The sequence below is a fragment of the Lacinutrix sp. WUR7 genome, assembly GCF_016864015.1.
Taxonomy (GTDB): domain Bacteria; phylum Bacteroidota; class Bacteroidia; order Flavobacteriales; family Flavobacteriaceae; genus Oceanihabitans.
The window spans coordinates 1,371,495-1,396,942 of record NZ_CP045067.1 but is presented as its reverse complement, the minus strand read 5'-3'; the positions used below and the strand labels follow the sequence as shown (position 1 = coordinate 1,396,942).

Annotated in this window: 25 protein-coding genes; 15 read left to right on the top strand and 10 right to left on the bottom strand. The window is 32.1% G+C overall.

Annotated elements, in window-relative coordinates; genetic code table 11:
• The first annotated feature begins 3 nt into the window (after positions 1–3).
• The gene (locus FG167_RS06145) at positions 4–135 is read left to right on the top strand and encodes a FeoB-associated Cys-rich membrane protein (RefSeq protein WP_203460532.1); all 132 of its coding nucleotides are present in this window, start codon (positions 4–6) and stop codon (positions 133–135) included.
• 301 nt (positions 136–436) lie between these two features.
• On the opposite strand, the gene FG167_RS06140 is transcribed toward FG167_RS06145, so the two are convergent.
• Together FG167_RS06140 and FG167_RS06135 are read right to left on the bottom strand one after the other, a co-directional pair.
• Complete coding sequence (locus tag FG167_RS06140; RefSeq protein WP_203460531.1) at positions 437–862, bottom strand: hypothetical protein; 426 nt, start codon at positions 860–862, stop codon at positions 437–439.
• Between the two features lie 112 nt (positions 863–974).
• Positions 975–1,631, bottom strand: a complete 657-nt coding sequence (locus FG167_RS06135) for a metal-dependent transcriptional regulator (protein WP_203460530.1) — start codon at positions 1,629–1,631, stop codon at positions 975–977.
• A 99-nt stretch (positions 1,632–1,730) separates the two neighbouring features.
• Here FG167_RS06135 and FG167_RS06130 point away from each other — a divergent pair, with 99 nt between their 5' ends.
• The 6 genes from FG167_RS06130 (at position 1,731) to FG167_RS06105 (ending at position 8,940) form a co-directional block, all read left to right on the top strand.
• Complete coding sequence (locus FG167_RS06130; RefSeq protein ID WP_203460529.1) at positions 1,731–3,983, top strand: TonB-dependent receptor; 2,253 nt, start codon at positions 1,731–1,733, stop codon at positions 3,981–3,983.
• Between the two features lie 40 nt (positions 3,984–4,023).
• Positions 4,024–4,935, top strand: coding sequence for a metal ABC transporter solute-binding protein, Zn/Mn family (locus FG167_RS06125; protein ID WP_203460528.1), 912 nt, complete (start codon positions 4,024–4,026; stop codon positions 4,933–4,935).
• Between the two features lie 146 nt (positions 4,936–5,081).
• Positions 5,082–5,879, top strand: coding sequence for a metal ABC transporter ATP-binding protein (locus tag FG167_RS06120; protein WP_239004453.1), 798 nt, complete (start codon positions 5,082–5,084; stop codon positions 5,877–5,879).
• Between the two features lie 542 nt (positions 5,880–6,421).
• A complete protein-coding gene (locus tag FG167_RS06115; protein ID WP_203460527.1) occupies positions 6,422–7,549 on the top strand; it encodes a metal ABC transporter permease in 1,128 nt (375 codons plus the stop codon).
• A complete protein-coding gene (locus tag FG167_RS06110; protein WP_203460526.1) occupies positions 7,542–8,702 on the top strand; it encodes a metal ABC transporter permease in 1,161 nt (386 codons plus the stop codon). The genes FG167_RS06115 and FG167_RS06110 overlap by 8 nt, the downstream gene beginning before the upstream one ends.
• A gap of 91 nt (positions 8,703–8,793) precedes the next feature.
• Positions 8,794–8,940: a hypothetical protein gene (locus tag FG167_RS06105; RefSeq protein ID WP_203460525.1), complete on the top strand. Its 147-nt coding sequence runs from the start codon at positions 8,794–8,796 to the stop codon at positions 8,938–8,940.
• 81 nt (positions 8,941–9,021) lie between these two features.
• Here the strand turns inward: FG167_RS06105 and FG167_RS06100 are convergent, their stop codons facing one another.
• Entirely contained in the window at positions 9,022–9,810 is a 789-nt protein-coding gene (locus FG167_RS06100) for a TerB family tellurite resistance protein (RefSeq protein WP_203460524.1), read from the bottom strand.
• A 425-nt stretch (positions 9,811–10,235) separates the two neighbouring features.
• Here FG167_RS06100 and FG167_RS06095 point away from each other — a divergent pair, with 425 nt between their 5' ends.
• The 4 genes from FG167_RS06095 to FG167_RS06080 all read left to right on the top strand — a co-directional run bounded on the left by FG167_RS06095 (position 10,236) and on the right by FG167_RS06080 (position 13,147).
• Entirely contained in the window at positions 10,236–10,646 is a 411-nt protein-coding gene (locus FG167_RS06095) for a BrxA/BrxB family bacilliredoxin (protein WP_203460523.1), read from the top strand.
• A gap of 115 nt (positions 10,647–10,761) precedes the next feature.
• Positions 10,762–11,499: a 1-acyl-sn-glycerol-3-phosphate acyltransferase gene (locus FG167_RS06090; RefSeq protein WP_203460522.1), complete on the top strand. Its 738-nt coding sequence runs from the start codon at positions 10,762–10,764 to the stop codon at positions 11,497–11,499.
• 4 nt (positions 11,500–11,503) lie between these two features.
• Complete coding sequence (locus FG167_RS06085) at positions 11,504–12,493, top strand: acyl-ACP desaturase (RefSeq protein WP_203460521.1); 990 nt, start codon at positions 11,504–11,506, stop codon at positions 12,491–12,493.
• Positions 12,494–12,496: 3 nt separating this feature from the next.
• Complete coding sequence (locus FG167_RS06080; RefSeq protein WP_203460520.1) at positions 12,497–13,147, top strand: HD domain-containing protein; 651 nt, start codon at positions 12,497–12,499, stop codon at positions 13,145–13,147.
• A 3-nt stretch (positions 13,148–13,150) separates the two neighbouring features.
• Here the strand turns inward: FG167_RS06080 and FG167_RS06075 are convergent, their stop codons facing one another.
• A complete protein-coding gene (locus FG167_RS06075) occupies positions 13,151–14,023 on the bottom strand; it encodes an AraC family transcriptional regulator (RefSeq protein WP_203461065.1) in 873 nt (290 codons plus the stop codon).
• 209 nt (positions 14,024–14,232) lie between these two features.
• Between FG167_RS06075 and FG167_RS06070 the strand changes: the two genes are divergently transcribed.
• Positions 14,233–14,832, top strand: a complete 600-nt coding sequence (locus tag FG167_RS06070; RefSeq protein WP_203460519.1) for a hypothetical protein — start codon at positions 14,233–14,235, stop codon at positions 14,830–14,832.
• 296 nt (positions 14,833–15,128) lie between these two features.
• Positions 15,129–15,728, top strand: a complete 600-nt coding sequence (locus FG167_RS06065; protein ID WP_203460518.1) for a hypothetical protein — start codon at positions 15,129–15,131, stop codon at positions 15,726–15,728.
• Between the two features lie 86 nt (positions 15,729–15,814).
• Here the strand turns inward: FG167_RS06065 and FG167_RS06060 are convergent, their stop codons facing one another.
• The 6 genes from FG167_RS06060 to FG167_RS06035 form a co-directional block, all read right to left on the bottom strand.
• The gene (locus tag FG167_RS06060; RefSeq protein WP_203460517.1) at positions 15,815–17,338 is read right to left on the bottom strand and encodes a hypothetical protein; all 1,524 of its coding nucleotides are present in this window, start codon (positions 17,336–17,338) and stop codon (positions 15,815–15,817) included.
• A gap of 24 nt (positions 17,339–17,362) precedes the next feature.
• Positions 17,363–18,145, bottom strand: a complete 783-nt coding sequence (locus FG167_RS06055) for an enoyl-CoA hydratase/isomerase family protein (protein ID WP_203460516.1) — start codon at positions 18,143–18,145, stop codon at positions 17,363–17,365.
• A gap of 50 nt (positions 18,146–18,195) precedes the next feature.
• Positions 18,196–19,647, bottom strand: a complete 1,452-nt coding sequence (locus FG167_RS06050) for a HAMP domain-containing sensor histidine kinase (protein WP_203460515.1) — start codon at positions 19,645–19,647, stop codon at positions 18,196–18,198.
• A gap of 139 nt (positions 19,648–19,786) precedes the next feature.
• Positions 19,787–20,335: a CopD family protein gene (locus tag FG167_RS06045; RefSeq protein WP_203460514.1), complete on the bottom strand. Its 549-nt coding sequence runs from the start codon at positions 20,333–20,335 to the stop codon at positions 19,787–19,789.
• A gap of 7 nt (positions 20,336–20,342) precedes the next feature.
• On the bottom strand, positions 20,343–21,374 hold the full coding sequence (hemH, locus tag FG167_RS06040; RefSeq protein ID WP_203460513.1) for a ferrochelatase: 1,032 nt from the start codon (positions 21,372–21,374) through the stop codon (positions 20,343–20,345).
• Between the two features lie 33 nt (positions 21,375–21,407).
• The gene (locus FG167_RS06035) at positions 21,408–22,304 is read right to left on the bottom strand and encodes a helix-turn-helix transcriptional regulator (RefSeq protein ID WP_203460512.1); all 897 of its coding nucleotides are present in this window, start codon (positions 22,302–22,304) and stop codon (positions 21,408–21,410) included.
• Between the two features lie 193 nt (positions 22,305–22,497).
• On the opposite strand from FG167_RS06035, the gene hemA reads away from it, so the two are divergent.
• Both hemA and hemC read left to right on the top strand, forming a co-directional pair.
• Positions 22,498–23,760 (top strand): glutamyl-tRNA reductase, encoded by a 1,263-nt coding sequence (gene hemA, locus FG167_RS06030; RefSeq protein WP_203460511.1) that lies wholly within the window; start codon positions 22,498–22,500, stop codon positions 23,758–23,760.
• On the top strand, positions 23,753–25,336 hold the full coding sequence (hemC, locus tag FG167_RS06025) for a hydroxymethylbilane synthase (RefSeq protein WP_203460510.1): 1,584 nt from the start codon (positions 23,753–23,755) through the stop codon (positions 25,334–25,336). Before hemA ends, hemC begins: the two co-directional genes overlap by 8 nt.
• The last annotated feature ends 112 nt before the right edge of the window (positions 25,337–25,448 follow it).

Below are 25,448 nucleotides of genomic sequence, written 5' to 3'. Positions count from 1 at the left end.
ATTATGAATACAATCATTCAAGACATACTCGTTTTTTCTACCGTTTTACTAGCAGTAGCTTTTATTGTAAAAAAGTATTTCTATAAAAAGAAAGCTAAAAAGGCCTGTGGAACAGATGACTGCGGTTGTCATTAAAATCCCTTTGAAAAAAGGGATTTGATAAATTTTAAACTAATTTTATTCTATTTGGGCGTTACTTTTACACATACCTTCTAGGTTTTAAAAACCTTGTAGGATCGCAAAAGTCAGGCTGTCACTACTCAATCTTTTTTTGCAAAAAAGGATTTCAAACATGCCGTTCCATCCTTAACGCGATTACTCCAACACAAAAATCTTACAAATTATAAAAACCTTTAAAATCTTTGTAAACAGCATTTATTATAACTTTATTTGAGATTTACTGTCTCAAACGACTGCATCTTAATAATGCAATCTTCTACTTCCTCACATCTAACTGAATGTAATAATCTTCCATTGGAATTTTATTATTAGCAACAGGATAAGGCATCACGCTAATTCCTGAAATACTTAATGCTTCCGAAGAAAACAAATTACCAAGTTGCTCCTGCAAAGAAAAAGTGGGATTAATCGTTAACTTTTTTTGTTCTACTTTATTTCCGTTTTTAAAAACGTCTACTAAAACAATTACTTCTCCAGCCCAAATACATTGCACCGCTTTTGGGCAGCGAGAATCTTGTACTACTTCCACAAATTTTAATCGGATATCTTCGAACTGTACACTTGCACCAAAATGAAGTTTTGTTACAATTTTGGGCGGTGTTACTTTGGTTACATCTGTAGAATCTTGCGCAAAACCAATACTTGCTACTAAAAATGTGAGGATAAATATTGTATATTTCATCTTTAGTTTCCGCGAAAGCGGTAATCTTTTAAATTAATAAAGCGGTCTTTAGACATTAAATCCAATCCTAAATCATGCCAAATTATAAATTACAAAAAGATTGCTTACACTACTAAACTTTCTTTAAATACAGATTTTTGGCTACATTTTGAGAAACAACAATTTCAGAATCTTTTAATTCTATTTTTATAGAATTATCATAAGGCTCTTTATGTTTGATTTTAATAATAGTGCCTAAACCAATATTATTACTATCTAAATATTTTAAAAAACTAGAAGAAGTATCATCTACTCCAACACATTTATACACAGCACCTATTTCTGCTTTTGCTAAAACAATTTTTTCAATATGTTTAAAATTACCTTCTTTATCCGGAATTGGATCTCCATGCGGATCGTGTTTTGGAAACTCTAAAAAAGCATCTAATTGATTAATAAGTTTTTCTGATTTTATATGCTCTAAGTGCTCTGCAACTTCATGAACCTCATCCCAAGAAAAGTTTAATTTCTCAACCAAAAAAACCTCCCAAAGCCTATGTTTCCTAATAATATTTACGGCTACAAACCTACCATCTTTAGTTAACGTAACTCCTTGGTATTTTTTATAATTCGCATATTTTTTTTCAGACAGCTTTTTAATCATATCTGTAACCGAAGATGCTTTGGTTTGCATAACCTCTGCTATTGCATTTGTATTTACTGTTTCTTCACCATTGTTCCCAAGATGATAAATAGCCTTAATGTAATTTTCTTCCGTTAATGTGATCATAGTATAATTATGTCTTACAAATATAGAAAAGATATATTTCTTAAAATATTTTTAGACTAGTCTAAAAATAATTTTATATTTGATGAAAAATAAAATAAGATGAAACTAATTAAATTCTTAATAGTATTAACATTTTCTTCCGCTACAGCGCAAACAACCTTTAATATAGAAGGAAAAGTATTATCTAATGGAGAACCACTTGCTTACGCTAATGTTTACATAGAGAACACGACAAAAGGAACGACTACAAATGAGAATGGTATTTTTATTATTAAAAACATAGAACCTGGAAAACATAGTATAATAGCTTCTTTCACAGGGTATATCCTTCAGAAAAAAATAATTACAATAAAAAACAAAACAGTTTTTACAACCTTTAATTTAAATGAAAATGAAGATTTAGAGGAAGTGATCATTACAGGAACCTTAAAAGCGGTTTCTAGGTTAGAAAGCCCTATTCCTGTAGAAGTATACTCTCCCACTTTTTTAAAGAGAAATCCAACACCTAATATTTTTGAAGCGCTTCAAAATGTAAACGGTGTTCGCCCACAATTAAACTGTAATGTATGCAATACTGGCGACATTCATATTAACGGTTTAGAAGGGCCTTACATACTTGTTCTAATTGATGGTATGCCAATTGTTAGCGGTTTGTCTACCGTTTATGGTTTGTCAGGAATACCTAATTCTTTAATAGAACAAATTGAAATAGTAAAAGGACCTGCTTCCTCATTATATGGTAGTGAAGCGGTTGGAGGTTTAATTAATATCATCACCAAACTTCCTGAAAATGCTCCAAGATTCTTTGCAGATGCATTTGTTACCGGCTGGGGAGAAGTAAACGTAGACGCCGGGTTTAAAGCAAATGTTGGTAAAAAAACAACCGTTTTATTTGGTGCCAATTATTTTAAATACGATAATATTATAGACAACAACAAGGATAATTTTACAGACTTAACACTACAAGACCGTATTTCTATTTTTCAGAAATGGGATTTTAAAAGAGCTAGTAATAAAAAATTATCTCTTGCCGGGCGCTATTTCTACGAAGATCGTTGGGGAGGAGAACTACAATGGACCAAAGCAGATAGAGGAGGAAATGAGGTTTACGGAGAAAGTATTTACACTTCGCGTTTTGAAATCTTAGGAAACTACGAACTGCCTATTAAAGAAAAAGTAAATTTTCAATTCTCCTATTCCGATCACGATCAAAACTCTGTATATGGTGACACACCTTATTTGGCACAACAACGTATTGGTTTCGGACAATTTATTTGGGATAAAAAAATGAATAAGCATGATTTATTATTTGGTTCTGCACTTCGCTATAATTATTATAATGACAACACCACAGCCACCGTAAATGCAGATCAAGTTACTATTCCTTCGGTATTTGTTCAAGATGAAATTAAGTTCAGCAAAAAACAAAGTCTGTTATTAGGAATGCGCTATGACTACGATAGTAGACATGGTAGTATTTTCACGCCAAGAATCGCGTATAAGTACAAACCAACAGACAATGATATTATTCGATTAAATGCGGGTACAGGTTTTAGAGTGGTAAACCTATTTACCGAAGAACACGCAGCACTTACGGGATCTAGAGATGTTATTATTGAAGAAGCCTTAAATCCTGAAGAATCTTACAACATAAACCTTAATTATTTAAAAAAACTGTACTTAAAAAACGGTATGTACTTTACTTTTGACAGCTCGGTTTGGTATACCTATTTCACTAATGCTATTATACCCGATTACGATACCAATCCGAATCAAATCATATATAATAATCTAGACGGATACTCCACTTCTAAAGGTTTTAGTTTTAATATGGATGCTGTATTTGGAAGTGGAATAAGAGCCTCTTTGGGCGCAACCTACCAAGATGTTTCACAAACAGAAAACAGCCAAACTACAGAACAAATACTAACAGAAAAGTTTTCTGGAGTTTGGTCTTTTAGCTACAAAAATCACCCTACAAATCTTACCATAGATTATACTGGAAATATTTATGGCCCCATGCGATTACCGCTACTTGGAGAGCTAGATCCAAGACAAGAATATTCGCCAACATGGAGCGTTCAAAATATTCAATTAACATTTGATGGCATCCATAATCTTGAAATGTATGGAGGTGTTAAAAACCTATTAAACTGGACGCCTAACCAAGGAAATCCGTTTATAATTGCAAGAGCAGGTGATCCTTTTGATGAAAACGTACAGTTTGATGGAAATGGAGATGTTATTGCAACTGCAGACAATCCGTATGCGCTAACCTTCGATCCTTCTTATGTGTATGGACCAAATCAAGGTATTCGTTTATTCTTTGGAGTAAGATATAAATTAAATTAGTCAGGCATTTTTAGTACCTTCGTAATAAATATTTAGATATATGAAAAAAATAATTTTCCTTTTAGCAATCACCTCAACTTTAATTGCTTGTAAAAAAGAGGCTAAAGAAAACGGAAAACTAAACATAGTTACCACTACAACCATGATTACAGACTTGGTTAAAAATATAGGTGGCGATCATGTAAATATTCAAGGTTTAATGGGTTCGGGAGTAGATCCACACTTATACAAAGCCAGTGAAGGCGATGTTACTAAACTAGTTAACGCCGATATTATTTTTTATAACGGATTGCATTTGGAAGGAAAGCTAGTCGAAGTTTTTGAAAAAATGGGTAGTAAAACAAAAACACCTATCGCTTTAGCGGAAGTGATTGATAAAAGCACTTTAATTGGTTCCGATTATTTTGCATCCAATTACGATCCGCATGTTTGGTTTAATATTGCATACTTCCAACAATTCGCAAAAAAAGTAACTCAGGTTTTATCGGAAAAAGATCCACAAAACGCTAGTAATTATGCGGAAAATGAGAAACTATATTTAGAAAAATTAGAGATGCTTCAGCAAAACGTAAAAGCAACGATAGAAACACTTCCAAAGGAAAAAAGAATTCTAGTAACCGCACATGATGCCTTTAATTATTTCGGAAAAAACTATGGTTTTCAAGTTGTTGGTCTTCAAGGTATATCTACCGCAACCGAAGCTGGAGTACAAGACGTACAAAATGTTGCTAAATTTATAATCGATAATAAAGTAAATGCTATTTTTGTAGAAAGCTCTGTACCTAAACGTACTATAGAAGCTTTACAAGCGGCAGTTAACTCTAAAGATCATGAAGTAACTATTGGTGGTACTTTATATTCGGATGCATTAGGAAATGCCGGAACCGTAGAAGGAACCTATATTGGTATGTTTGAGTATAATGTGAATACAATTGTGAATGCTCTTAAATAGTATACAGTTTTCAGTCACTGTTTTCAGTGCTTACTCGATGGAATACAAAATATAATTAGAATAAATTCCTTCCTTTTTTTTAAGGGAAGGTGGATTTAAGCTTCCGAAAAAGCTTAAAGACGGAAGGGTTTTAAAAACTAGTATTAATGAAAAACAATTCAGAAGAAAATATTAAAAGTAGTATCCCTATTAATGAGACTCCTGCCTTCGCAGGAGTATTAGCAGTAAAAGTAGACGACCTAACCGTTGCCTACAACTACAAACCTGTACTTTGGGATATTGATTTAGAAATTCCGGAAGGCGTACTTATGGCTATTGTTGGTCCAAACGGCGCTGGAAAATCCACACTTATAAAATCTATTTTAGGCATACTAAAACCCATTGCTGGAAGTGTAACTATTTACGGAAAGCCTTATGACAAACAACGAAAACTAGTAGCATACGTTCCGCAAAAAGGTAGTGTAGATTGGGATTTCCCAACAACAGCCTTAGACGTGGTGATGATGGGAACTTATGGTAGTCTAGGTTGGATTAAGCGTCCGAAACAAAAAGAAAAAAAAGCAGCTCTGGAAGCCTTAGAAAAAGTTGGGATGCTTTCCTTTAAAGGAAGACAAATTAGTCAGCTTTCTGGCGGACAACAACAACGTATATTCTTGGCAAGAGCGTTAGTACAAAACGCATCCATTTATTTTATGGATGAACCTTTTCAAGGTGTAGATGCAACCACAGAAATTGCAATCATTAATATTTTAAAAGAATTACGAAAAGCAGGAAAAACAGTAATTGTAGTACATCACGATTTACAAACCGTTCCGGAATATTTTGATTGGGTAACTTTTTTAAATGTGAAGAAAATTGCCACAGGACCAGTTAAAGACATTTTTAATGATGATAATTTAACCAAGACTTATGGTATTAACTATAAAGTGAGTGTTCAGAAATAAATAGTAAGCAGTAAATAGTTAGCGTTGAGCAGTCATCAGTTGGCAGAGTTTACTCGATTAACTAAAAGGATGTCAGTTCGAGTGATTTGTGAAGAATGAACAAATTGTATCGAGAAGTCAATTAAAGTTCTCGATACAATTCCGAAGAAAAATCGGAATCACTCGAACTGACAAAAAAATAAATATAATTAGAAAAATTCCTTCCCTTAAAAAAAAAGGAAAAGTTATTTGATTTAAATAATGAAAGTCAAAAGAAAAATTAAACTTGAAATTCCGACAAAGTCGGAAAACATCAAAATTCAGAAATATTGAGCGAAGAGATGAAGATGCGAAGCGTAGCTTCAAGCATGAAATCTCGAAAGCGAAAGATGCTTTAGCAATTTCCTAATTTTGATTGTGATTTTTTGGTTCGTTTTGTATCAAGACAAAATGAACAGAAACAAAACAAGAAACCAACAGATTGCCACGACTTCAAAAAGTCTCGCAATGACAATAAAAAACAGATTGTGTAGTAGGAAGAGGTTCCTGCCTTCGCAGAAATTATGGACATAACAGAATATTTTTCATTAGTCTTTACAGACTACACACTTAGAACCATCACCCTTGGAACCGCTATTTTAGGCGCTGTTACAGGAATGCTTGGTAGCTTTGCTGTACTACGAAAACAAAGTCTTTTAGGGGATGCTATTTCGCATGCAGCACTACCTGGAATTGCAATCGCTTTTTTAATAACTGGAGCAAAAGACAGCAACACACTTCTTTTGGGAGCTTTAGTTAGCGGACTAGTTGGCACCTTTTGGATTCGAGGAATAATCACAAAAACCCATTTAAAAAGTGATACTGCTTTAGGCTTAATCCTTTCTCTATTTTTTGGTTTCGGGATGTTGCTACTTACATTTATTCAAAAACAACCCAATGCCAATCAAGCAGGTTTAGATAAATATTTATTTGGTCAAGCTGCAACATTAGTAGAAAGTGATGTTTGGTTAATGGCAATTGTAACAGGCATTTGTTTGTGTGTTCTTTTACTTTTCTGGAAAGAATTTAAACTCTTACTTTTTGATGCCGACTACACGAAAACACTTGGCTTTAACACCAAGTTCATAGATATTCTTATAACTACTTTTATTGTTTTAGCTATTGTTTTAGGTTTACAAACCGTTGGTGTAGTTTTAATGAGTGCTATGCTACTCGCTCCTGCTGCTGCTGCACGACAATGGACAAACAGTCTTGCAACCATGGTTTTCTTAGCTGCAATTTTTGGTGCTTTTTCTGGTGTATTTGGAACCGCAATAAGCGCTAGTCAGAACAACCTTTCTACAGGACCAGTAATTGTATTAGTTGCTGCTGTATTTGTAGCATTTTCTTTTATATTTTCTCCCAGTAGAGGATTGCTTTTTAAACAAATTCGTTTTATAAAAAACAGACGCGATTTAGAGCTCCATAAAACGCTAGCCTTTATGTATCATATAGCAGAAACGCATGAGAACATTTCGCATCCGCACACGATTAAATTACTAAATAACTTTCAAGGTTTTACTAAGAAAACGCTTCAGAAACTAGTGGAGAAAAATTATGCAACTATTGATGGTTCGATGTGGAGCTTAACCGATTTAGGTTTTGAAACCGCTGCCAACTTATACACCAAACAAAACACAGAAGATGAATAGTGCGCAAATAGAAATACAACTTATTGCAAGCTTAGTAGCTATTGCTTGCGCGATTCCTGGAACCTTTCTTGTTTTAAGAAAAATGGCTATGATTAGTGATGCCATTAGCCATTCTATCTTGCCAGGAATTGTAATTGGATTCTTTATAACACAAGATTTAAACTCTCCGTTATTAATATTACTAGCCGCGTTTACAGGAATTATTACTGTGGTTTTGGTAGAATATATTCAGAAAACAGGATTGGTAAAAGAAGACACAGCAATTGGTTTAGTTTTTCCTGCGCTGTTTAGTATTGGTGTTATTTTAATTGCTAAAAATGCGAATGATGTACATTTGGATGTCGACGCTGTTTTACTTGGTGAATTAGCCTTTGCTCCTTTTGATAGATTATTTATTGGAGGAACCGATGTTGGTCCGAAATCCCTGTGGATTATTGGTTCAATTTTAGTGATAACTATTGGTTTACTGCTTGCCTTTTTTAAAGAATTAAAACTAAGTACTTTCGATAAAGGTCTTGCAGCTTCTTTAGGTTTTTCACCAGCAATTATTCATTACGGTTTAATGTCCGTAGCATCGGTAACAACAGTTGGTGCTTTTGATGCTGTTGGTGCTATTCTAGTGGTTGCTCTAATGATTGCTCCTGCAGCAACTGCGTATTTACTAACCACAGACTTAAAGAAAATGCTTTGGCTTGCCGTTGGTTTTGGCGTATTAAGCGCTATTTCCGGTTACTGGTTTGCGCATTGGTTAGATGCATCTATCGCAGGATCTATCACTACCATGTTGGGTTTCATTTTCTTAATGGTATTCTTATTTGCACCAAGTAAAGGAATAATTGCCGTAATGTACAGAGAAAAGCAACAACGTACAGAAGTCTCTTTACTAACCTTTTTATTGCATTTAAAAAATCATACCGAAGAACGCGAACGTCATGTAAATCACCTACAAGAACATATTAATTGGCAAAAAGTAAGAGCTAAAACAGTTTTAGATTTGGCGCTTAAAAACAACATGATTGTAGTTAATAAAAACATTGTTTCTCTAACTAAAAAAGGAGATGCTTTCACCTCTAAAGCCATTGATTATATTATTACTAATGAAGATGCACAAATTGAAGATATGAAAGACGATTTCTTCTTGTTTAGAGGTTAATAAATCTATGTAGTCAGAATTCAAAAAAAACTAGTTATACACGGTAAGCTTCTTTATTTAATAACGACTTTTACATCTTTAAATAATAATCATGAAAATATTAGAATACCTAACAGGAAAAGAAGGAATGTTGATTCTTGGATTCGTTGTTATAGCCATCTATTTTGTTAGAAAATGGAAAGAAAAACGCTATTTCAAGAGTATTGAGAAACGAGTAAATAATAAAAAGGGAAAATAAAATTCTGTTTTTGATTCCCCTTTTCATAGCAATGACAATTTGAACGGAAACCAAACCCAGAACGTTGAGATTTTTTTTCGATTAGAAACCTCTCTCCTTTTGCAGCTGTTCGTAAGCTTTTTGTATTTGTTTAAACTTTTCTTCTGCTCCTTTTCTATGTTCCTCACCTAAATGTGCTACTTTATCTGGATGGTACTTTTTAGCCATGGTACGATATGCCTTTTTAATTTCGACAACAGTTACCGATTTTGTAATTTCTAAAATCTGATACGCATTATCGCTACTGTTATAAAACATCGCTTTAATACTATTATAATCCCGAGAGCTTATCCCTAAATATCCAGCAATAGTAAAAATGGTTTGTTCTTCATCTTCGGTAACCATACCATCTGCTTTAGCAATACCAAATAGAAAATGCATCAATTGCAAACGCGATGCATGATCCATCATTTGTTGTATTTGTTTACATACTTGGCGTAATGGTACCGTTTGACTACTTATACCTTTAAATAATTTAAATGCTTTGTTCGCTCTGTCTTTTCCATACATGCTCACAAATTGGCTACGTACAAAATCTAATTCGCGTTGGTCTTGTACACCATCTGCTTTTATAACTACTGAAGCCAAAATAAGTAAACTGACTTCAAAATCACCAGAAGTAGTTTGTGCTCTTCGTTGTTGTTGGCTTCTATAATTTGGCCTTTGTCTTTGTTGTGTACTTCCTCTTTCAGAACCTCCTTCACCAATAGTAAATCCTTTACCTGAAGATAATGTATCTACAAAACTACCAAGCGCCAAACCTATAATAGCACCAATTGGTCCTCCAAAAGACCATCCTAAAGATGCTCCAATCCATTTTCCGAAACTCATGTTTTTTATTTTTTAAAGTTCAAAGATACTACTTGTTAGTTATAAATTCTGTGGTTTTGTTACAGAAACCCTTTCGTATCTTTCTTACCTATTTTCTTAAAACAAAGAAAGGAAAACTAGTATTATAAATGAAGTTGCACGCGTTAAGCCTGCCGGCAGGCAGGCAGGGATAGAAACGACATCCTTTTTTTACTTTTTTGAAAAAAAGATATTGTGTATAGCCTGACACTTTGTAGCTTTAAGCGAAGAAGTGTAACGCCAAAAAAAATAAAGTTCACTTAATAAGATTCCGTTTTACAACGAAATTAATTCGATTACGCCATTTTCCTGCGTCATTCTGTCTTTAAAAATGGCTATCTCATTAAATTGCATGGTTTTTGATTACCTTTGCATATTAATAATTATTAAACATAAAATTACAAGATATGTATCCAGCAGAATTAGTAAAACCAATGCGTGAAGATTTAACGAACGTAGGTTTTGAAGAATTACATACCGTTGCAGATGTTGATGCAGCGATTGCAAAAGAAGGAACAACTTTAGTGGTTGTAAATTCGGTTTGTGGTTGTGCAGCGGCAAATGCAAGACCAGGAGCTAAAACAAGTTTAAAAAACGCAAAAAAACCAGACCATATTGTAACGGTTTTTGCAGGTGTAGATAAAGATGCAGTGAATAAAGCTCGTGAATATATGATTCCTTTTCCTCCAAGCTCGCCATGTATGGCTTTGTTTAAAAACGGAGAATTAGTGCATATGCTAGAGCGTCACCATATTGAAGGTAGACCTGCAGAAATGATAGCAGAAAATCTTATAGATGCTTATAATGAGCATTGCTAGAATACTTTTAACATCATATGTTAAAAGTTACATGTAAACACAAACTATTACCACTAAACCACGTTTTATAGACGTGGTTTTTTTATTTTTGAAGTCTTACATTTTAACAAAAAAAATGAGAAAAATAATAGCATATCCTTTATCTTGTATTTATTATCTTTTTTTCGGATTAGCATTACTAGTGTTTCATCCAATACAATGGTTTTGTTTTAATGTTTTTGGATACAATGCACATAAAAAAAGTGTAGATGCTTTACAGTTTTGCCTTATGCGATGTGTAAATCTTTTAGGATCTAGACACAGCTTTTATAATGCGTATCCATTAGATAATTCGCAACCTGTAATTATTGTTGCTAACCACCAAAGCATGTCAGACATACCTCCTCTTATGTGGTATTTTAGAAAACACCATGTTAAATTTGTTAGTAAAAAAGAATTAGGAAAAGGCATTGCAAGTGTGTCGTACAACTTACGTCATGGAGGTTCTGTTTTAATTGATAGAAAAAACGCAAGACAATCTATAGTTGCTATTCGTAAATTTGGAGAGTATATTGAGTCTACAAATCGTGCAGCAGTTATTTTTCCAGAAGGCACAAGAAGTCGCGATGGCAAACCAAAACCTTTTCATACTAAAGGATTAGAAACATTAATAAAATATATACCAAGTGCAGTAATTATTCCGGTTACTATAAATAACTCTTGGAAAAACCTACGCTATGGCAAGTTTCCTTTAGGCATAGGAAATCACTTAACTTTTACAGCACATAAACCTGTGCAAAAAAGTGATTTTGAAACCCAAGAATTAATGCTTGAGCATATTGAAAAAACAATAAAAAACAGTATTAAACTATAAAATTATGTCCATAAAAAATGTAAGATTAGAAGTAATGTCGTTTTTAGAAAAAGACATAGACTCTTTAATTCAAAAATATTTAATTCCTGTAGATACCATTTGGCAACCATCAGACTTTTTACCAAATAGTGAAGGCGACAATTTTTTTGAAGAAGTAAAAGAAATTAGAGAACTAGCCAAAGAATTACCTTATGATTTCTGGGTAGTTTTAGTTGGTGATATGATTACCGAAGAAGCCTTACCAACCTATGAATCTTGGTTAATGGATGTGGAAGGTGTAGATCAAGTAGGAAGAAATGGTTGGTCTAAATGGGTAAGACACTGGACCGCTGAAGAAAACAGACATGGCGATGTGCTAAACAAATACCTATATCTTTCTGGACGTGTAAACATGAAAGAAATTGAAAGAACCACACAACATTTAATCGCAGATGGTTTTGATATTGGTACGGATAGAGATCCATATAAAAACTTTTTATATACTAGTTTTCAAGAATTAGCAACGTACATTTCTCATAATAGAGTTGCAAAAATGGCGAAACAAAAAGGAAACAAGCAACTTTCTAAAATGTGTAAAATCATTTCTGGAGACGAAATGAGACACCATCATGCATATTGTGAATTTGTAGAACGTATTTTTGCTGTAGATCCTAGTGAAATGATGCTTGCTTTTCAATATATGATGAAGCAAAAAATTACCATGCCTGCGCACTTTTTAAGAGAATCTGGAAATAAAATAAGTTCTGCATTTGAAGAGTTTTCTAATACCGCACAACGTATTGGTGTGTATACCGCTGCAGATTATGTAGATATTTTAGACAAACTTATTGTTCGTTGGGAGATTGATAAAATTTCCAATCTAACCGATGAAGCTGAAAAAGCGAGAGATTACCTAATGAAGCTTCCTTCAAGAATGGTACGTATAGCAGAACGCATGAAAGTTCCTGAAAATTCCTTCGAATTTAATTGGGTTGAACCTGCAAAATTAAAATAGTACATGCATACTATCATTGAATCTACTAAGGGTTTTGTAAAAGAAACCCTTAAAAATGCCGAAGGTGGTCATGATTGGTTTCATATTGAACGTGTATATAATAATGCGTTACTTATTGCAAAAGGCGAAAATGTAGAGGTATTGGTAGTTGCATTAGCTGCTCTTTTACATGATATTGCAGATAGCAAGTTTCATGATGGCGATGATACTGTTGGTCCAAGGATAGCTCGTGAATTTTTATTTAAAGAAAATGTGTCCTCTGAAATTATAGAACACGTAGTAAACATTATTGCTAATATGTCTTTTAATAAATCTTTAGATGGTGCTTTAGCTTTCACTTCTAAAGAATTAGAAGTAGTACAAGACGCCGATAGATTAGATGCTATTGGAGCTATTGGTATTGCCCGTTGTTTTAATTATGGCGGATTTAAAAACAGAGCACTTTATAATCCCGAAATTGCTCCTAATTTAAACATGAGTAAAGAAGAATATAAAAAATCTACTGCGCCAACTATTAATCATTTTTATGAAAAACTACTCTTGTTAAAAGATAAAATGAATACTAAAACAGGAAAGGAAATTGCACAAGAAAGACATCATTATATGGAAGGTTTTTTAGCGCAATTTTATGCCGAATGGAATGGTGAAAAGTAATTCCTATTGAATGATTAATCGCATTTCATTTCTATACTTAGAGGCACTTTTACCAATAACCTCATTAAACACTTTATTAAAGTGTGAAAAGTTATTAAAACCACATTCAAAACAAATATCTGTTATACTACTTTGGCTTTCTGTTAATAGTTTTGTTGCGTAGAAAATACGACACTCATTAACAAACTGCGTAAATGTTTTTCCGGTTACTTTTTTAAAATACCTACAAAACGCTGGAACCGTCAAATTTACATAGTTAGCAATTTCATCTAAAGTAATATGTTGCTGATAGTTTTTATTAACGTATTTAAAAATTTTATCAATTTTACTACTGTCTTGTGGTTGGGTTTCAAACATGTACCCGTTTTCATTAAGCAAAACATAGTCTGTGCTCAATGCCAATTGCTCCAGTATCTCTAATAGCTTAGTCACACGTTTTATACCTTCGTACTTTGGCAACTTCTCTATTTTTGGACCAATAATTTCTTTTATTTCTCTTTTAAATAAAATTCCCTTTTTAGAACGTTCTATTAACTGCGAAATATTTTTCATTTCTGGCAACTTATTAAAAAGGTCTCCCAAAAACTCCGGATGAAATTGCACCAATGTTTCTTTTCCTTTAGAAGTTAAACGATCTGTAAATCCATTATGCGGTAAATTAGGTCCTATTAAAATTAATTGACTATTATTAAAATAAGAAAGATGATTACCAATATGTCTTCTCCCCTTTCCTTTATTAACGTATACCAATTCTAACTCTGGGTGAAAATGCCAAAAAGCTTCACTTCTTTTACGCTTTTTAGTTTTCTGAATAGCAGTAATAGAGCTACCAAAATCTGGAGTTATTTTTTTAAAAGTAGGTTTTAATTGCAAAATTTTTCTGGGTATTAAATATAGTAGCAAAATTACAAATAATTAATATGGAAACGTGTGTTAATTTACCACTATTATATGTTATTTTAACATATAACGTTTTCGTGTTAAGTAATCAGGGTAAAATAACATATATAGTTGCAAATATAGATGCTTTTTAAACTCGTCATTGATTATACCTTTGTCCACATAATCATTAAACCCAAAAGATTATGAAAAAATTAATGAAAAACACTTTAGTAATAGTAGCATTATTTACTGCTTTACTAGCAAATGCAAATGCACCTTTAAACAATTTAAACGATGCAAGAAAAACAACTTTAACATTAGACAATGTTAAACAAGGAGATATACTAAGAATTAAGAATAATTATAATGTAGTTATTTACAAAGAAAAAATTAAAACTTCTGGCAACTATATTAAAGGCTTTGATTTAACCGAATTACCAAAAGGGGATTACTATTTTGAATTGAACAAAGACTCTGAAATTAATATAATTCCTTTTCACGTTTCTAATAGTTTAGTTGCTTACAAAAGCGGAAAAGAGTCTACCATTTTTAAGCCTTCTATTAAAAGCATAGAAAACAAGGTATACATCTCAAAACTATCTTTAAACCAAAAACCATTAGATATTAAGGTTTATTATGAAAACTTTGAAGGTGACGACTTCAATTTAATTTATTCGGAAACTATTAATAACGATGCTAAAAATATTGGTAGAGTATTAAACTTAGACGAAAAACTAGAAGGAACATATAAGGTTGTTACAAAAACCGAAGGAAGAACATTTGTTGATTATATACAGTTTTAGTTAGATTATATAATATCAACGCAAAAAAAAGCGAGCATTTATGCTCGCTTTTTTTGTTTATAGACTTTCTGTTTACATTAGGATTTAAAACTCCCAGCACTTTTAATATATGATGCATATAAGTAAAAACAAAAGAAGATTAATAGGTGCTAAATCAACAACTAAATAAAAAAAACTAACTTATTGTTTATTAATTCGTTAGTGTTAAAATAACACACATAGTCGCAAAAATAGCTGTTTTTTAAACACGCCTTTCCATATACCTTTATCTATATAATCATTAAACCTATAAGATTATGAAAAAATTAATAAAAAACACCTTAGCAATAATAGTATTATTTACTGCTTTACTAGCAAATGCAAATGCACCTTTAAGCGATTTAAAGAATGCAAAAAGAACTACTTTAACATTAAACGATGTTAAAAAAGGAGACAAACTTCTAATTAAGAATACTCAAGGAATTATTCTCTATAATGAGTCCATTCAAAATTCTGGTGATTACACCAAAGGATTTGATTTAACGGAATTGCCAAATGGAGATTACTTTTTTGAATTAAACAAAGCTATAAAAATCGTAATAATTCCTTTTCATGTTTCTAATAACATCGTTATATTTAAAAAAGAAAAAGAACTTACCATATTCAAACCTTATATTAGAAATAAAAAGAATAAAATTTACATCACTAAATTATCTTTAGACCAAAAACCGTTAGACATTAAAGTCTATTATGAAGACCTAAATGGTGACGACTTCAATTTAATTTATTCGGAAACTATTAATAACGATGCTAAGAATATAGGCAGAATATTAAGTCTAGATGAAAAACTAAAAGGAACATATAAGATTGTTACAAAAACCGAAGGAAGAACATTTATTGATTATATACAGTTCTAGTTAGATTATATAATATCAACACAAAAAAAAGCGAGCATAAATGCTCGCTTTTTTTGTTTAAAATACTTTTGTTACTCTGTAAAAATTTAGATTTTTATTTTAAGAAATCTTTTTTGTTCCCCAGAATCACCAAAAATAATTATGTTTCCTTCAGCATCTATAATATTGTCTTCTGTATGAAATAGAATGTCTAAATCTTTGTCTTCGTATATTTTTTTATAATTTGACTTTCCGTTTTCATCTAAAATAACACAATAGATAGCAGATTTATCTCTTTTGAATTCCCCAAATTCAACCACGCCATTTTTAGATTCTTTTATTTTTGGAGAAGCATTAAAAAAGTAATATAGTTTGTCATTCTTAAATACAGAACCATAGGATGCATGTACAGTATTAGCAACATCAAAATAAGTATCCGCCTGCTCTTTAATTATATTTTTAGCCCAAGTTAATTCACCATTATTGTTCATTTTTATTGAAATAATATCATCATAGAGATAAGTTATTCCTGTATGCTGACCATATTTATCTAGTTGTTCTTCTGCAGCTAAAATAATATTACCATTATCTTGCATGTAACCAGCATTAATATTCAAATCTTTAAGCCCTTTATCCGATTTTTTACCAAGTTTTTCAATAATAAAATCATCTGAAAATTGAGCAAAACTACTTTTTTCTATACTTAGATTTTTAATATTTATATCAAACCTACATACTCCATTTGATTTTTCTTCCTTGTCTTTTCCATAAAAACCAACATAAGATAAATTATTCCCTTTTCTAACTGGCACTAAAGATTTAACAAAGTTATTGTTTGTTTGTAAATCTACTTTTTCTTGTCCATTATTAGTTAGCTTAAAGAGTTCATAATGATAGTTTACTTTATCGTCTATTATTAATTTTCTAGTATTGTTTTCAAAAACTTTACCTAATAAAAGAATGGAACCGTCTGTGTCATCTACATTAACACTTTGAAAATCAAAAAATACATCTGGAATGTTTTTCTTGAATGTGTACTCCTTTACTTGTTCGAATTTCTTATTAAAAACAAAAACTTTATGTGTTGCTTCTTCTTCATTTTTAATATCAAAAATCAAAGCACTATAGTTTTTGTTTTCAGAGAAATATACGGTTCCAAAAGAATTAGGATCATATGTTTTAGATGAAGCGTACAAAGACATAGATAATTTTTGATCTTTCCCTGATGAGCATAAATGCTTCTTTTCAAACTTCATGGATTCAATAGTAGATGATAATAAATTAAACTCATATGCATTTGTTGCTTCATCCAAACCAAACATAATCATATTAATTACACCATTATCTATAACAATATTGCTTGAAGCATTATCTATTTTCACTCTATTAGTTAATTTCAAATCACTATCATAATGCTCTATATAGTAGGCTTCCGCATTTGATCTAGAGTGCACATGAAATGTTCTTACAATTACAAGACCACCATTTCCATCATCTTCAGAAGAAACTATTTGTGTCCAATTTGTTTGATCTTTAAAGACAGGTCCTTCAATAATATTGTCAAATTCATTTTGTCCAAAAGTTAAAATACTTGTAAATAAAATTATACTTGTAATAAGTAGTTTCCTCATATATGTTTTTATTAAATATATCGTTTATTTACCTGGAAAATTTGCTTTTCTTTTTTCTAAAAAGGCTGTAGTTCCTTCTATAAAATCTTCGGTTCCAAAGCATTTTCCAAATTGCTTAATTTCTACTTTATACCCATTTTTACCATCTTTATAATTAGCATTAATTGCTTTGATTGCTTTGGCAATTGCAACCGTTGAATTACGCATAATTTTACCTGCTATTTTTTCAGCCAATGGTAACAACTCTTCTTGTGTGGTTATATGGTTTACTAATCCGTAATTTTTTGCGGTCTCTGAATCAATCATTCCCGCTGTCATTACCATTTCCATAGCACGACCTTTACCAACTAATTGCGGCAAACGTTGTGTACCTCCATAACCAGGAATTACACCAAGAGAAACTTCTGGTAATCCCATTTTAGCATTATCACTTGCAACTCTAAAATGGCAAGCCATAGCTAATTCTAATCCGCCACCAAGCGCAAAACCATTAACAGCTGCTATCACTGGCGTTTCTAATTTCTCAACAAAATCGAATAATAATTCTTGTCCTTTTGCTGCAAGTTTCCCTCCATTATCTACACTAAAATTTGCAAACTCACTAATATCTGCTCCAGCAACAAATGCTTTCTCACCACTTCCGGTTACAATAATAACCTTGGTGTTTTTATCTTTATTAGCAGCTTTAAAACCTTCGTGAAGTTCTTGAATAGTTTCCTTGTTTAACGCATTAAGTTTAGTAGGTCGATTAATGGTTATTGTTGTTATTCCATTTTGGGTTGTAGATAGTATGTTTTTGTATGACATAATATTATTTTTAGTTTAAACTCCTTGCCTACGCAGGAATTACAAATTAGTTATTCTTTTGGAAAAGTTACCGTAAAAGTGGTTCCAATTCCTAATTGTGATGTAAAGGTAATGCTTCCGTTATAAGTTTCCATAATATTTTTAACCATCGCTAAACCTAATCCCATGCCACTGGTTTTTGTGGTAAACTTTGGTTCAAATATTTTAGATTTATTCTCGTCCGAAATCCCTATACCATTATCAGAAACCGTTATTTTAATCATCTTATTTTCTTCCAACACTTTCACCACAATTTCTGGTGTTTTATCTTTAGGAATTGCCTGAATACCATTTTTAATTAAATTAGTAACCACTCTAATAAGTTGTGTTCTATCAAAATTAGCAATAATTTCTTCTCTATTGGAAGAAAACGTGATATAGTCTTCATTAAATATATCTAAAGAAAGATCTACAACTTCTACCACGTTTAGCATTTCGTTTTTCTGAGCCGGCATTTTTGCAAAGTTAGAAAATGCAGAAGCAATAGAACTCATAGTATCAATTTGCTGAATTAAGGTCTTGCTGTATTCGTCTAATTTTTGGTGTATATTTTCATCGGTAGGATCAAACTTACGCTGAAAACTCTGTACTGTCAATCGCATTGGAGTTAACGGATTTTTAATTTCGTGTGCTACTTGTTTCGCCATTTCTCGCCAAGCTTGTTCTCGTTCACTAGTAGCTAATTGCACAGCACTTTCCTCCAACTCATCAATCATACTATTGTACGATTTTACAAGTGCTGCAATTTCAACAGTGGCAGAATCAATTTCAATTTTTTGATTTCTTCTTTCTAACCTTGTTCTGTTAATTTTATCACTAATGGTATTCAATGATTTGGTTATATATTTTGATAACACATAAGCCAAAGCAATTGCCATTAACAACATAAACAAATAAGCAAAAGCTATTCGTTCTAAAAACTCATTCAATTCTTTTGCTAAAAAATCATCATTCTCTAATAATGGCAAATTTAAAATAGCAATTGGTTTTGATTTTTGATCTTTTATATAGGTAAAGGAAGATTGATACGTTTCACCATTTACTTTTCGTTTTTGAACAAATCTATGCTCTACAGTATTAGCCAACGCATTTAAAACTTCCGCATTTAAGCAAGTTTGAAGAGAGTCTTGCGTTAAAGTTGCTATCGAAGATTTTAAAAGCTGACCATCTAAATCATATAAATTTATTGGCAAATCATGTACAGAGGCAATTTTATAAATTTCTTCTTTAAAAATAAAAGGAAGTTTCTCTGTTTTAACTTCAAAAGAAGTTTCTTGAATTACAAAATCAATATGCCTTTTTATGTTGGCTTCTTTACGTTCTAATCTTTGCTCATGGTAGTCTTTAGTTTCTTCCTTATTTTGATAAACAGCAACTCCTGTAATTAAAATAGAGGCTAAAAGCACCAAAAAAATCATGGCAATAAAGATACGAACTCGTAAAGACAGTTTTTTTAATTTCATAGAAAGGCCTGCATAAACAGGTATCTTAAATTAGTATTTGTAATTGTCTAAATATAACAATAATCACACCAAAAACACTTTGACCACATCGCAATAACAACAATTTCCTAATTCCATATTTTGGGTTTTGGAATTTTAGTTATGCGTCCGGATTCTTGTTACGTATATTTTTATAAACTTTAAAACCTAACATGAGTAATACGCCAAGAATAAAAATACCTAGTACACCAAAAATCCAATTAAAAGCACTTTTAAGTATTACAAGAAACACTACAGCAAATAAAATAAAGGTGGCTCCTTCGTTCCATAAACGCATAAAGTTGGATGTTTTTTTAACCACATCGTTTTGCAATTGTTTATAAAACTGATGCGTTTTTAAATGATAAATAATCAGTAAAATCACAAATCCTAATTTTACATGCATCCAAGGTTGTTGTAACCAAATGGGTTGTAAAATGAGTAACCAAATTGCAAATCCTGTAGCCAAAATTGCAGATGGCCAGGTAATGATATTCCATAAACGCTTTGCCATTAACTTCAACTGTTTCCCAAGAATCTCTTTGTCTGGAGAAGGTTTATGAAATGCTTCAATTTGATACACAAATAGTCTAGGAATATAAAATAATCCGGCAAACCAAGTGATTACAAAAATGAGATGTAGCGATTTTATGTAGTTGTAATACTCCATAGTTATATTACGATAAAACTCCTTTTTCAGACCAACCATTTACCCATTTAGCAAGTAAAGAAACCCATGCATCATCATCATTTAAACAAGGAACGGTTGTAAAATCTTTTCCTCCCATTTCATGAAAAATCTCTTGACCTTCCATCGCAATCTCTTCTAAAGTTTCTAAACAATCGCTTACAAAAGCTGGAGTTACAATAGCCATATTTTTTACGCCTTGTTTTCCTAAACGCTCAATAGTTCTATCGGTATAAGGTTGCAACCAAGGATCAAATCCTAATCTAGATTGAAACGAAGTAGAAAAAGCACCTTCTTTAAACCTTAATTTCTCTGCGACCAAACGAGTCACTTCTAAACATTGATGTCTATAACAAAACTCGTGTGCTTTGCTTGGTGTTACACAACAACTACCGTCTATTTTACAATGCGATTTTGTAATATCACTTTTTCTAATATGTCTTTCTGGAACACCATGATAAGAAAACAAAACATGATCATAGTTTTTATCTTCTAAATGCCTTGCAATACTATTGGATAACACCTCAATATAATCTGGCTTGTTGTAAAATGCAGGAACAGATTCTATTTTTATATTCGGAAAAAACTTTTGACGCAGTTTTTCGGCTAAAACAGTAATTGTTTCTGTAGTTGCCATAGCAAATTGCGGATATAAAGGAAAAAGTAAAACTTCATCTACACCTTTATCTATCAATTCTTGAATCCCTTTTTTCATGGTCATCGTTCCGTAACGCATGGCCAAAGCAACAGGCATTTCTGTCTCCTTTTGTAATTTCTTTTGAAGTCTTTCTGAAAGTACAATAAGTGGTGAACCTTCTTCCCACCATATCTTTTTATAGGCTGCTGCAGATGCTTTTGGTCTTGTGTTTAAAATAATACCTTTCACTAAAGCTGTTCTTGCTAAAACAGGTATATCGATAACACGTTCATCCATTAAGAATTCTCCTAAATACTTTTTAACGTCTTTAGGTTCTGGACTTTCGGGAGAACCTAGATTTACTAATAATATTCCTTTACTCATATATTATATTTTTCCGCGAAAGCGAAAACTGTTTTAGTTTATAGATTGTATATATTTTTTCGGAGTCGTTCCGTACTTCTTCTTAAAAGCAGCAATAAAATGACTAGACGTGCTGTATCCTACTTTTAGTCCGACTTCGTTTACATTATGATCGCCAGATTCTAATAGTTTTCTGGCTACTTCCATTTTATAGTCTAACAAAAAGCTAAAAACAGAATCCCCATAGATTTGCTTAAATCCTTCTTTAAGCTTTTTTAAACTTAAAGAAATCTCATCTGCTAACTCTTGCAAACTTGGTGGTTCAGCCATTCTAGATATCATAATATCTTTTGCTTTTCGTATTTTAATCACATTGGTTTCATCTACCAAAAACGGACATTGCTCTACATTTGCATCTTCATTTCTATTAAAATACAAGCTTAAAAGCTCGTAAGCCTTTCCTTTAAAATATAGGTTTTTAATAGATTGGTTTAAGTTATAATGTATTAATTGATTTAATACAATAGACATGGAAGGGCTAATTTTCCCGTCTTTGTAATATTTTTTATCCTTATTATCATCGCTTAAAAATGTGATATAATCTGCTTCCTGACTAAATAAACCATGAAATTTTTTAATCGAAATCAAAAGGGAAACCAACCAAGTATTAGCATCTACCTGTAAATGAATGGGTAAATCGCGTTGCGGATTATACAAAAGCAAAGAAGTTTCGTCTTGAATATTTAAGGTATAACTTCCTTTATTAAACAAAAAAGCAGCGGCACCTTTAATACAAAAATGAAACTGAATAAAACTACTATCAATCTCTCGCTCCAGCGTTTCAACTAATTGACTTTCATTTTGGTAGCTTAGCACAAAAAAACCATCATCTACTTCTGTTTCATTAAAAGTACCTCTAGCGACATTTTTTAAAGTAGTATTCTCTTTCATTTTAAAATTCTTATTTAGAATAGTTCTAAACAATAGCATCAAAAAGGGTTGCTATTACTGCAAAAGTATGATATTTATCATATATTATTTAAAAATAGTACTAAAAAACCACAAACGACACTAAAAGTTCTTTTAGCGTTACTTTTATCCGCATAAGCGTTCTATTTTTGTCCGGTAACATCCAAATCAGGTAATGGAGCAATACAATATTTCTAAAGGCAATTCATTTTACGCAATTGGTCTAAGCTACAAAAAAGCGGATGCCGAAATACGTGGGCATTTTAGTTTAGACGCACAATCTAAAATAAACTTATTAGAACAAGCAAAACAAGAAGGTGTAGAAAGCCTTGTGGTAACATCTACATGTAACCGAACTGAAATTTACGGATTCGCACAACATCCTTTTCAACTTATAAAATTACTTTGTGACAACACAAAAGGTACTGTCGAAGAATTTCAAAAAGTAGCATTTGTCTTAAAAAACAAAGATGCTATTTCGCACATGTTTCGTGTAGGATCTGGATTAGACAGTCAGATTTTAGGAGATTTCGAAATTATTGGTCAGTTAAAACACGCTGCTTCCCAATCTAAAAAAGAAGGTTTATTAAATCATTTTTCAGAGCGTTTAGTAAATGCGGTTATTCAAGCAAGTAAACGTATTAAAACCGAAACAAGCATTTCAACAGGAGCAACTTCTGTTTCCTATGCTTCGGTACAGTATATTTTAAATGAAGTGGAAAACATTTCGCAAAAAAACATTCTACTTTTCGGAACAGGAAAAATCGGTAGAAATACTTGCGAAAATTTAGTAAAACATTCCCAAAACGAACAAATTACTTTAATTAATAGAACCAAAGATAAAGCGGAAGCTATTGCTGGAAAATTCAACCTTGTGGTTAAGGATTACAGTAATTTACAAGAAGAAATTCAAACTTCTGATATTTTAATTGTTGCCACTGGTGCGCAAATGCCAACGGTGGACAAACATATTATACAAAATAAAAAACCACTTCTAATTCTAGATTTATCGATACCTAAAAACGTAAACGAAAACGTAAACGAATTAGAAAATATCACTTTAGTACATCTCGATCATTTATCTAAAATAACAGATGACACCTTAGAAAATCGCAAGCTAGACATTCCACTTGCAGAAATAATTATTGAAGAAGTTAAGACAGAATTTAATGCTTGGTTAGAAACTAGAAAGTTTGCACCAACTATTAAAGCTTTAAAGCTAAAATTAAATGATTTTAAAGTTGCAGAATTAGATACGCAACGTAAAAAAATGAATAATTTTAACGAAGAACAAGCCGAATTAATTAGCAATAATATTATTCAAAAAATAACAAATCATTTTGCGCATCACTTAAAAGATGATGCTATATCTACAGACGAAAGTCTAGAACTCATAAAAAAAGTGTTTCAATTAGAAACATCCTCAACAAATGTCTAAAACAATTAGAATTGGTACTCGCGATAGCGAACTTGCACTATACCAAGCAAAAATAGTAAAAAGCCAATTAGAACATCTTGGTCACAACGTAGTATTAGTTCCTGTAAAATCTACAGGAGATTTACAACTAAACAAACCATTATACGAATTAGGAATAACTGGAATTTTCACTAAAACCCTAGATATTGCGATGCTAAATGGTGATATAGATATTGCAGTTCACTCTTTAAAAGATGTACCAACGCTTTTACCAAAAGGCATTGTCCAAGCCGCTGTTTTAAAACGTGGTAACGTACGTGACACTTTGGTTTACAAAACAACAGAAGAGTTTTTAGGTGCACGCGAAGCCGTAATTGCAACAAGCAGTTTACGTAGAAAAGCACAATGGTTAAACCGTTACCCAACACATACTATCGAAGATATTCGTGGTAATGTAAATACGCGTTTACAAAAACTAGAGGAGACAGAACATTTTGATGCAGCCATTTTTGCAGCAGCAGGAATTGGTCGTTTAGAATTACGCCCAGAAACCGCTGTGAATTTAGAATGGATGATTCCAGCAGCTGGACAAGGAGCTATCGTTGTTGTTGCATTGGAAGAAGATGAAGAAACAAGAGCTATTTTAAACGAAATTAATGACGAAGAAACACAAACGTGTACGCAAATTGAGCGTGAATTTTTAAATCGTTTAGAAGGTGGATGTTCTGCACCAATTGGTGCATTATGCTACATAAAAGAAGAAGAAATACACTTTGATGGTATTTTATTAAGTCCTAACGGAAGTAAAAAAATAACCGTACAACGTGTAAAAAAATTAGGAGAACACCATGATATGGCAGCATGGTGTGCAGACTATGTTATAGAAAAAGGTGGAAAACGTTTAATGGATGCCATACAAGAATCTAGCAAACCAACTACCGTATATTCTACAAAATCCTTTACCGAAGACCAACGTTTATTAGTAAACGAAAATCTTGGTGTAGAAAGTTCCGATTTTGTAAAAATAAGCACCAATAGATTAAAACCACAAGTGGTTAGAAATCCTATCCAAAATGTGGTGATTACAAGTAAAAATGCAGTTGAAGCATTACTTCAAAACTTTTCTGCTGTCGAGTTACAATTCCAAAACATTTACTGTGTCGGACGTAGAACAAAACGTTTAGTAGAAAAACGTATTGGTGAAGTGAAACATACAGAACCAAATGCTAAAAAGCTTGCCGAATACTTAGTTGAATATATAGAAGGAACCGAAGTTACTTATTTCTGTAGCGATTTACGTTTAGATGCACTTCCTACTATTTTAGAAGAAAACAATATTACGGTAAACGAAATTGAAGCATACCAAACGAAATTAGATGCCGTAAAACTAGACGATACTGTAGAAGCTGTTCTATTTTATAGTCCATCCACAGTACAAAGTTTTAAGCAAGAAAATAACGTTTCAGATAATATGATTGCCTTTTGTATTGGAGAAACTACTGCGCAAGAGGCTAAAAAACATTTTAAAGATATACGAATAGCTAAGGTTCCTACTGTAGAAAGTGTGATCCAATTAGTGAATGAGCATTATATTTAAAACCTCTCGACTGCGCTCGAGGAGACAAAACGCTGTCTGGTCGAGCGCAGTCGAGACCTATTTAAACTAAAGTTACGTTGAATTAAAAAGATTTCCGATTTCGCGGAATGTG

Excerpts from the sequence above, each read along its gene's own strand:
- FG167_RS06145 (WP_203460532.1), top strand. The coding sequence starts at position 4 with ATGAATACAATCATTCAAGACATACTCGTTTTTTCTACCGTTTTACTA.
- FG167_RS06140 (WP_203460531.1), bottom strand. The coding sequence starts at position 862 with ATGAAATATACAATATTTATCCTCACATTTTTAGTAGCAAGTATTGGT.
- FG167_RS06135 (WP_203460530.1), bottom strand. The coding sequence starts at position 1,631 with ATGATCACATTAACGGAAGAAAATTACATTAAGGCTATTTATCATCTT.
- FG167_RS06130 (WP_203460529.1), top strand. The coding sequence starts at position 1,731 with ATGAAACTAATTAAATTCTTAATAGTATTAACATTTTCTTCCGCTACA.
- FG167_RS06125 (WP_203460528.1), top strand. The coding sequence starts at position 4,024 with ATGAAAAAAATAATTTTCCTTTTAGCAATCACCTCAACTTTAATTGCT.
- FG167_RS06120 (WP_239004453.1), top strand. The coding sequence starts at position 5,082 with ATGAAAAACAATTCAGAAGAAAATATTAAAAGTAGTATCCCTATTAAT.
- FG167_RS06115 (WP_203460527.1), top strand. The coding sequence starts at position 6,422 with ATGGACATAACAGAATATTTTTCATTAGTCTTTACAGACTACACACTT.
- FG167_RS06110 (WP_203460526.1), top strand. The coding sequence starts at position 7,542 with ATGAATAGTGCGCAAATAGAAATACAACTTATTGCAAGCTTAGTAGCT.
- FG167_RS06105 (WP_203460525.1), top strand. The coding sequence starts at position 8,794 with ATGAAAATATTAGAATACCTAACAGGAAAAGAAGGAATGTTGATTCTT.
- FG167_RS06100 (WP_203460524.1), bottom strand. The coding sequence starts at position 9,810 with ATGAGTTTCGGAAAATGGATTGGAGCATCTTTAGGATGGTCTTTTGGA.
- FG167_RS06095 (WP_203460523.1), top strand. The coding sequence starts at position 10,236 with ATGTATCCAGCAGAATTAGTAAAACCAATGCGTGAAGATTTAACGAAC.
- FG167_RS06090 (WP_203460522.1), top strand. The coding sequence starts at position 10,762 with ATGAGAAAAATAATAGCATATCCTTTATCTTGTATTTATTATCTTTTT.
- FG167_RS06085 (WP_203460521.1), top strand. The coding sequence starts at position 11,504 with ATGTCCATAAAAAATGTAAGATTAGAAGTAATGTCGTTTTTAGAAAAA.
- FG167_RS06080 (WP_203460520.1), top strand. The coding sequence starts at position 12,497 with ATGCATACTATCATTGAATCTACTAAGGGTTTTGTAAAAGAAACCCTT.
- FG167_RS06070 (WP_203460519.1), top strand. The coding sequence starts at position 14,233 with ATGAAAAAATTAATGAAAAACACTTTAGTAATAGTAGCATTATTTACT.
- FG167_RS06065 (WP_203460518.1), top strand. The coding sequence starts at position 15,129 with ATGAAAAAATTAATAAAAAACACCTTAGCAATAATAGTATTATTTACT.
- FG167_RS06060 (WP_203460517.1), bottom strand. The coding sequence starts at position 17,338 with ATGAGGAAACTACTTATTACAAGTATAATTTTATTTACAAGTATTTTA.
- FG167_RS06055 (WP_203460516.1), bottom strand. The coding sequence starts at position 18,145 with ATGTCATACAAAAACATACTATCTACAACCCAAAATGGAATAACAACA.
- FG167_RS06050 (WP_203460515.1), bottom strand. The coding sequence starts at position 19,647 with ATGAAATTAAAAAAACTGTCTTTACGAGTTCGTATCTTTATTGCCATG.
- FG167_RS06045 (WP_203460514.1), bottom strand. The coding sequence starts at position 20,335 with ATGGAGTATTACAACTACATAAAATCGCTACATCTCATTTTTGTAATC.
- hemH (WP_203460513.1), bottom strand. The coding sequence starts at position 21,374 with ATGAGTAAAGGAATATTATTAGTAAATCTAGGTTCTCCCGAAAGTCCA.
- FG167_RS06035 (WP_203460512.1), bottom strand. The coding sequence starts at position 22,304 with ATGAAAGAGAATACTACTTTAAAAAATGTCGCTAGAGGTACTTTTAAT.
- hemA (WP_203460511.1), top strand. The coding sequence starts at position 22,498 with ATGGAGCAATACAATATTTCTAAAGGCAATTCATTTTACGCAATTGGT.
- hemC (WP_203460510.1), top strand. The coding sequence starts at position 23,753 with ATGTCTAAAACAATTAGAATTGGTACTCGCGATAGCGAACTTGCACTA.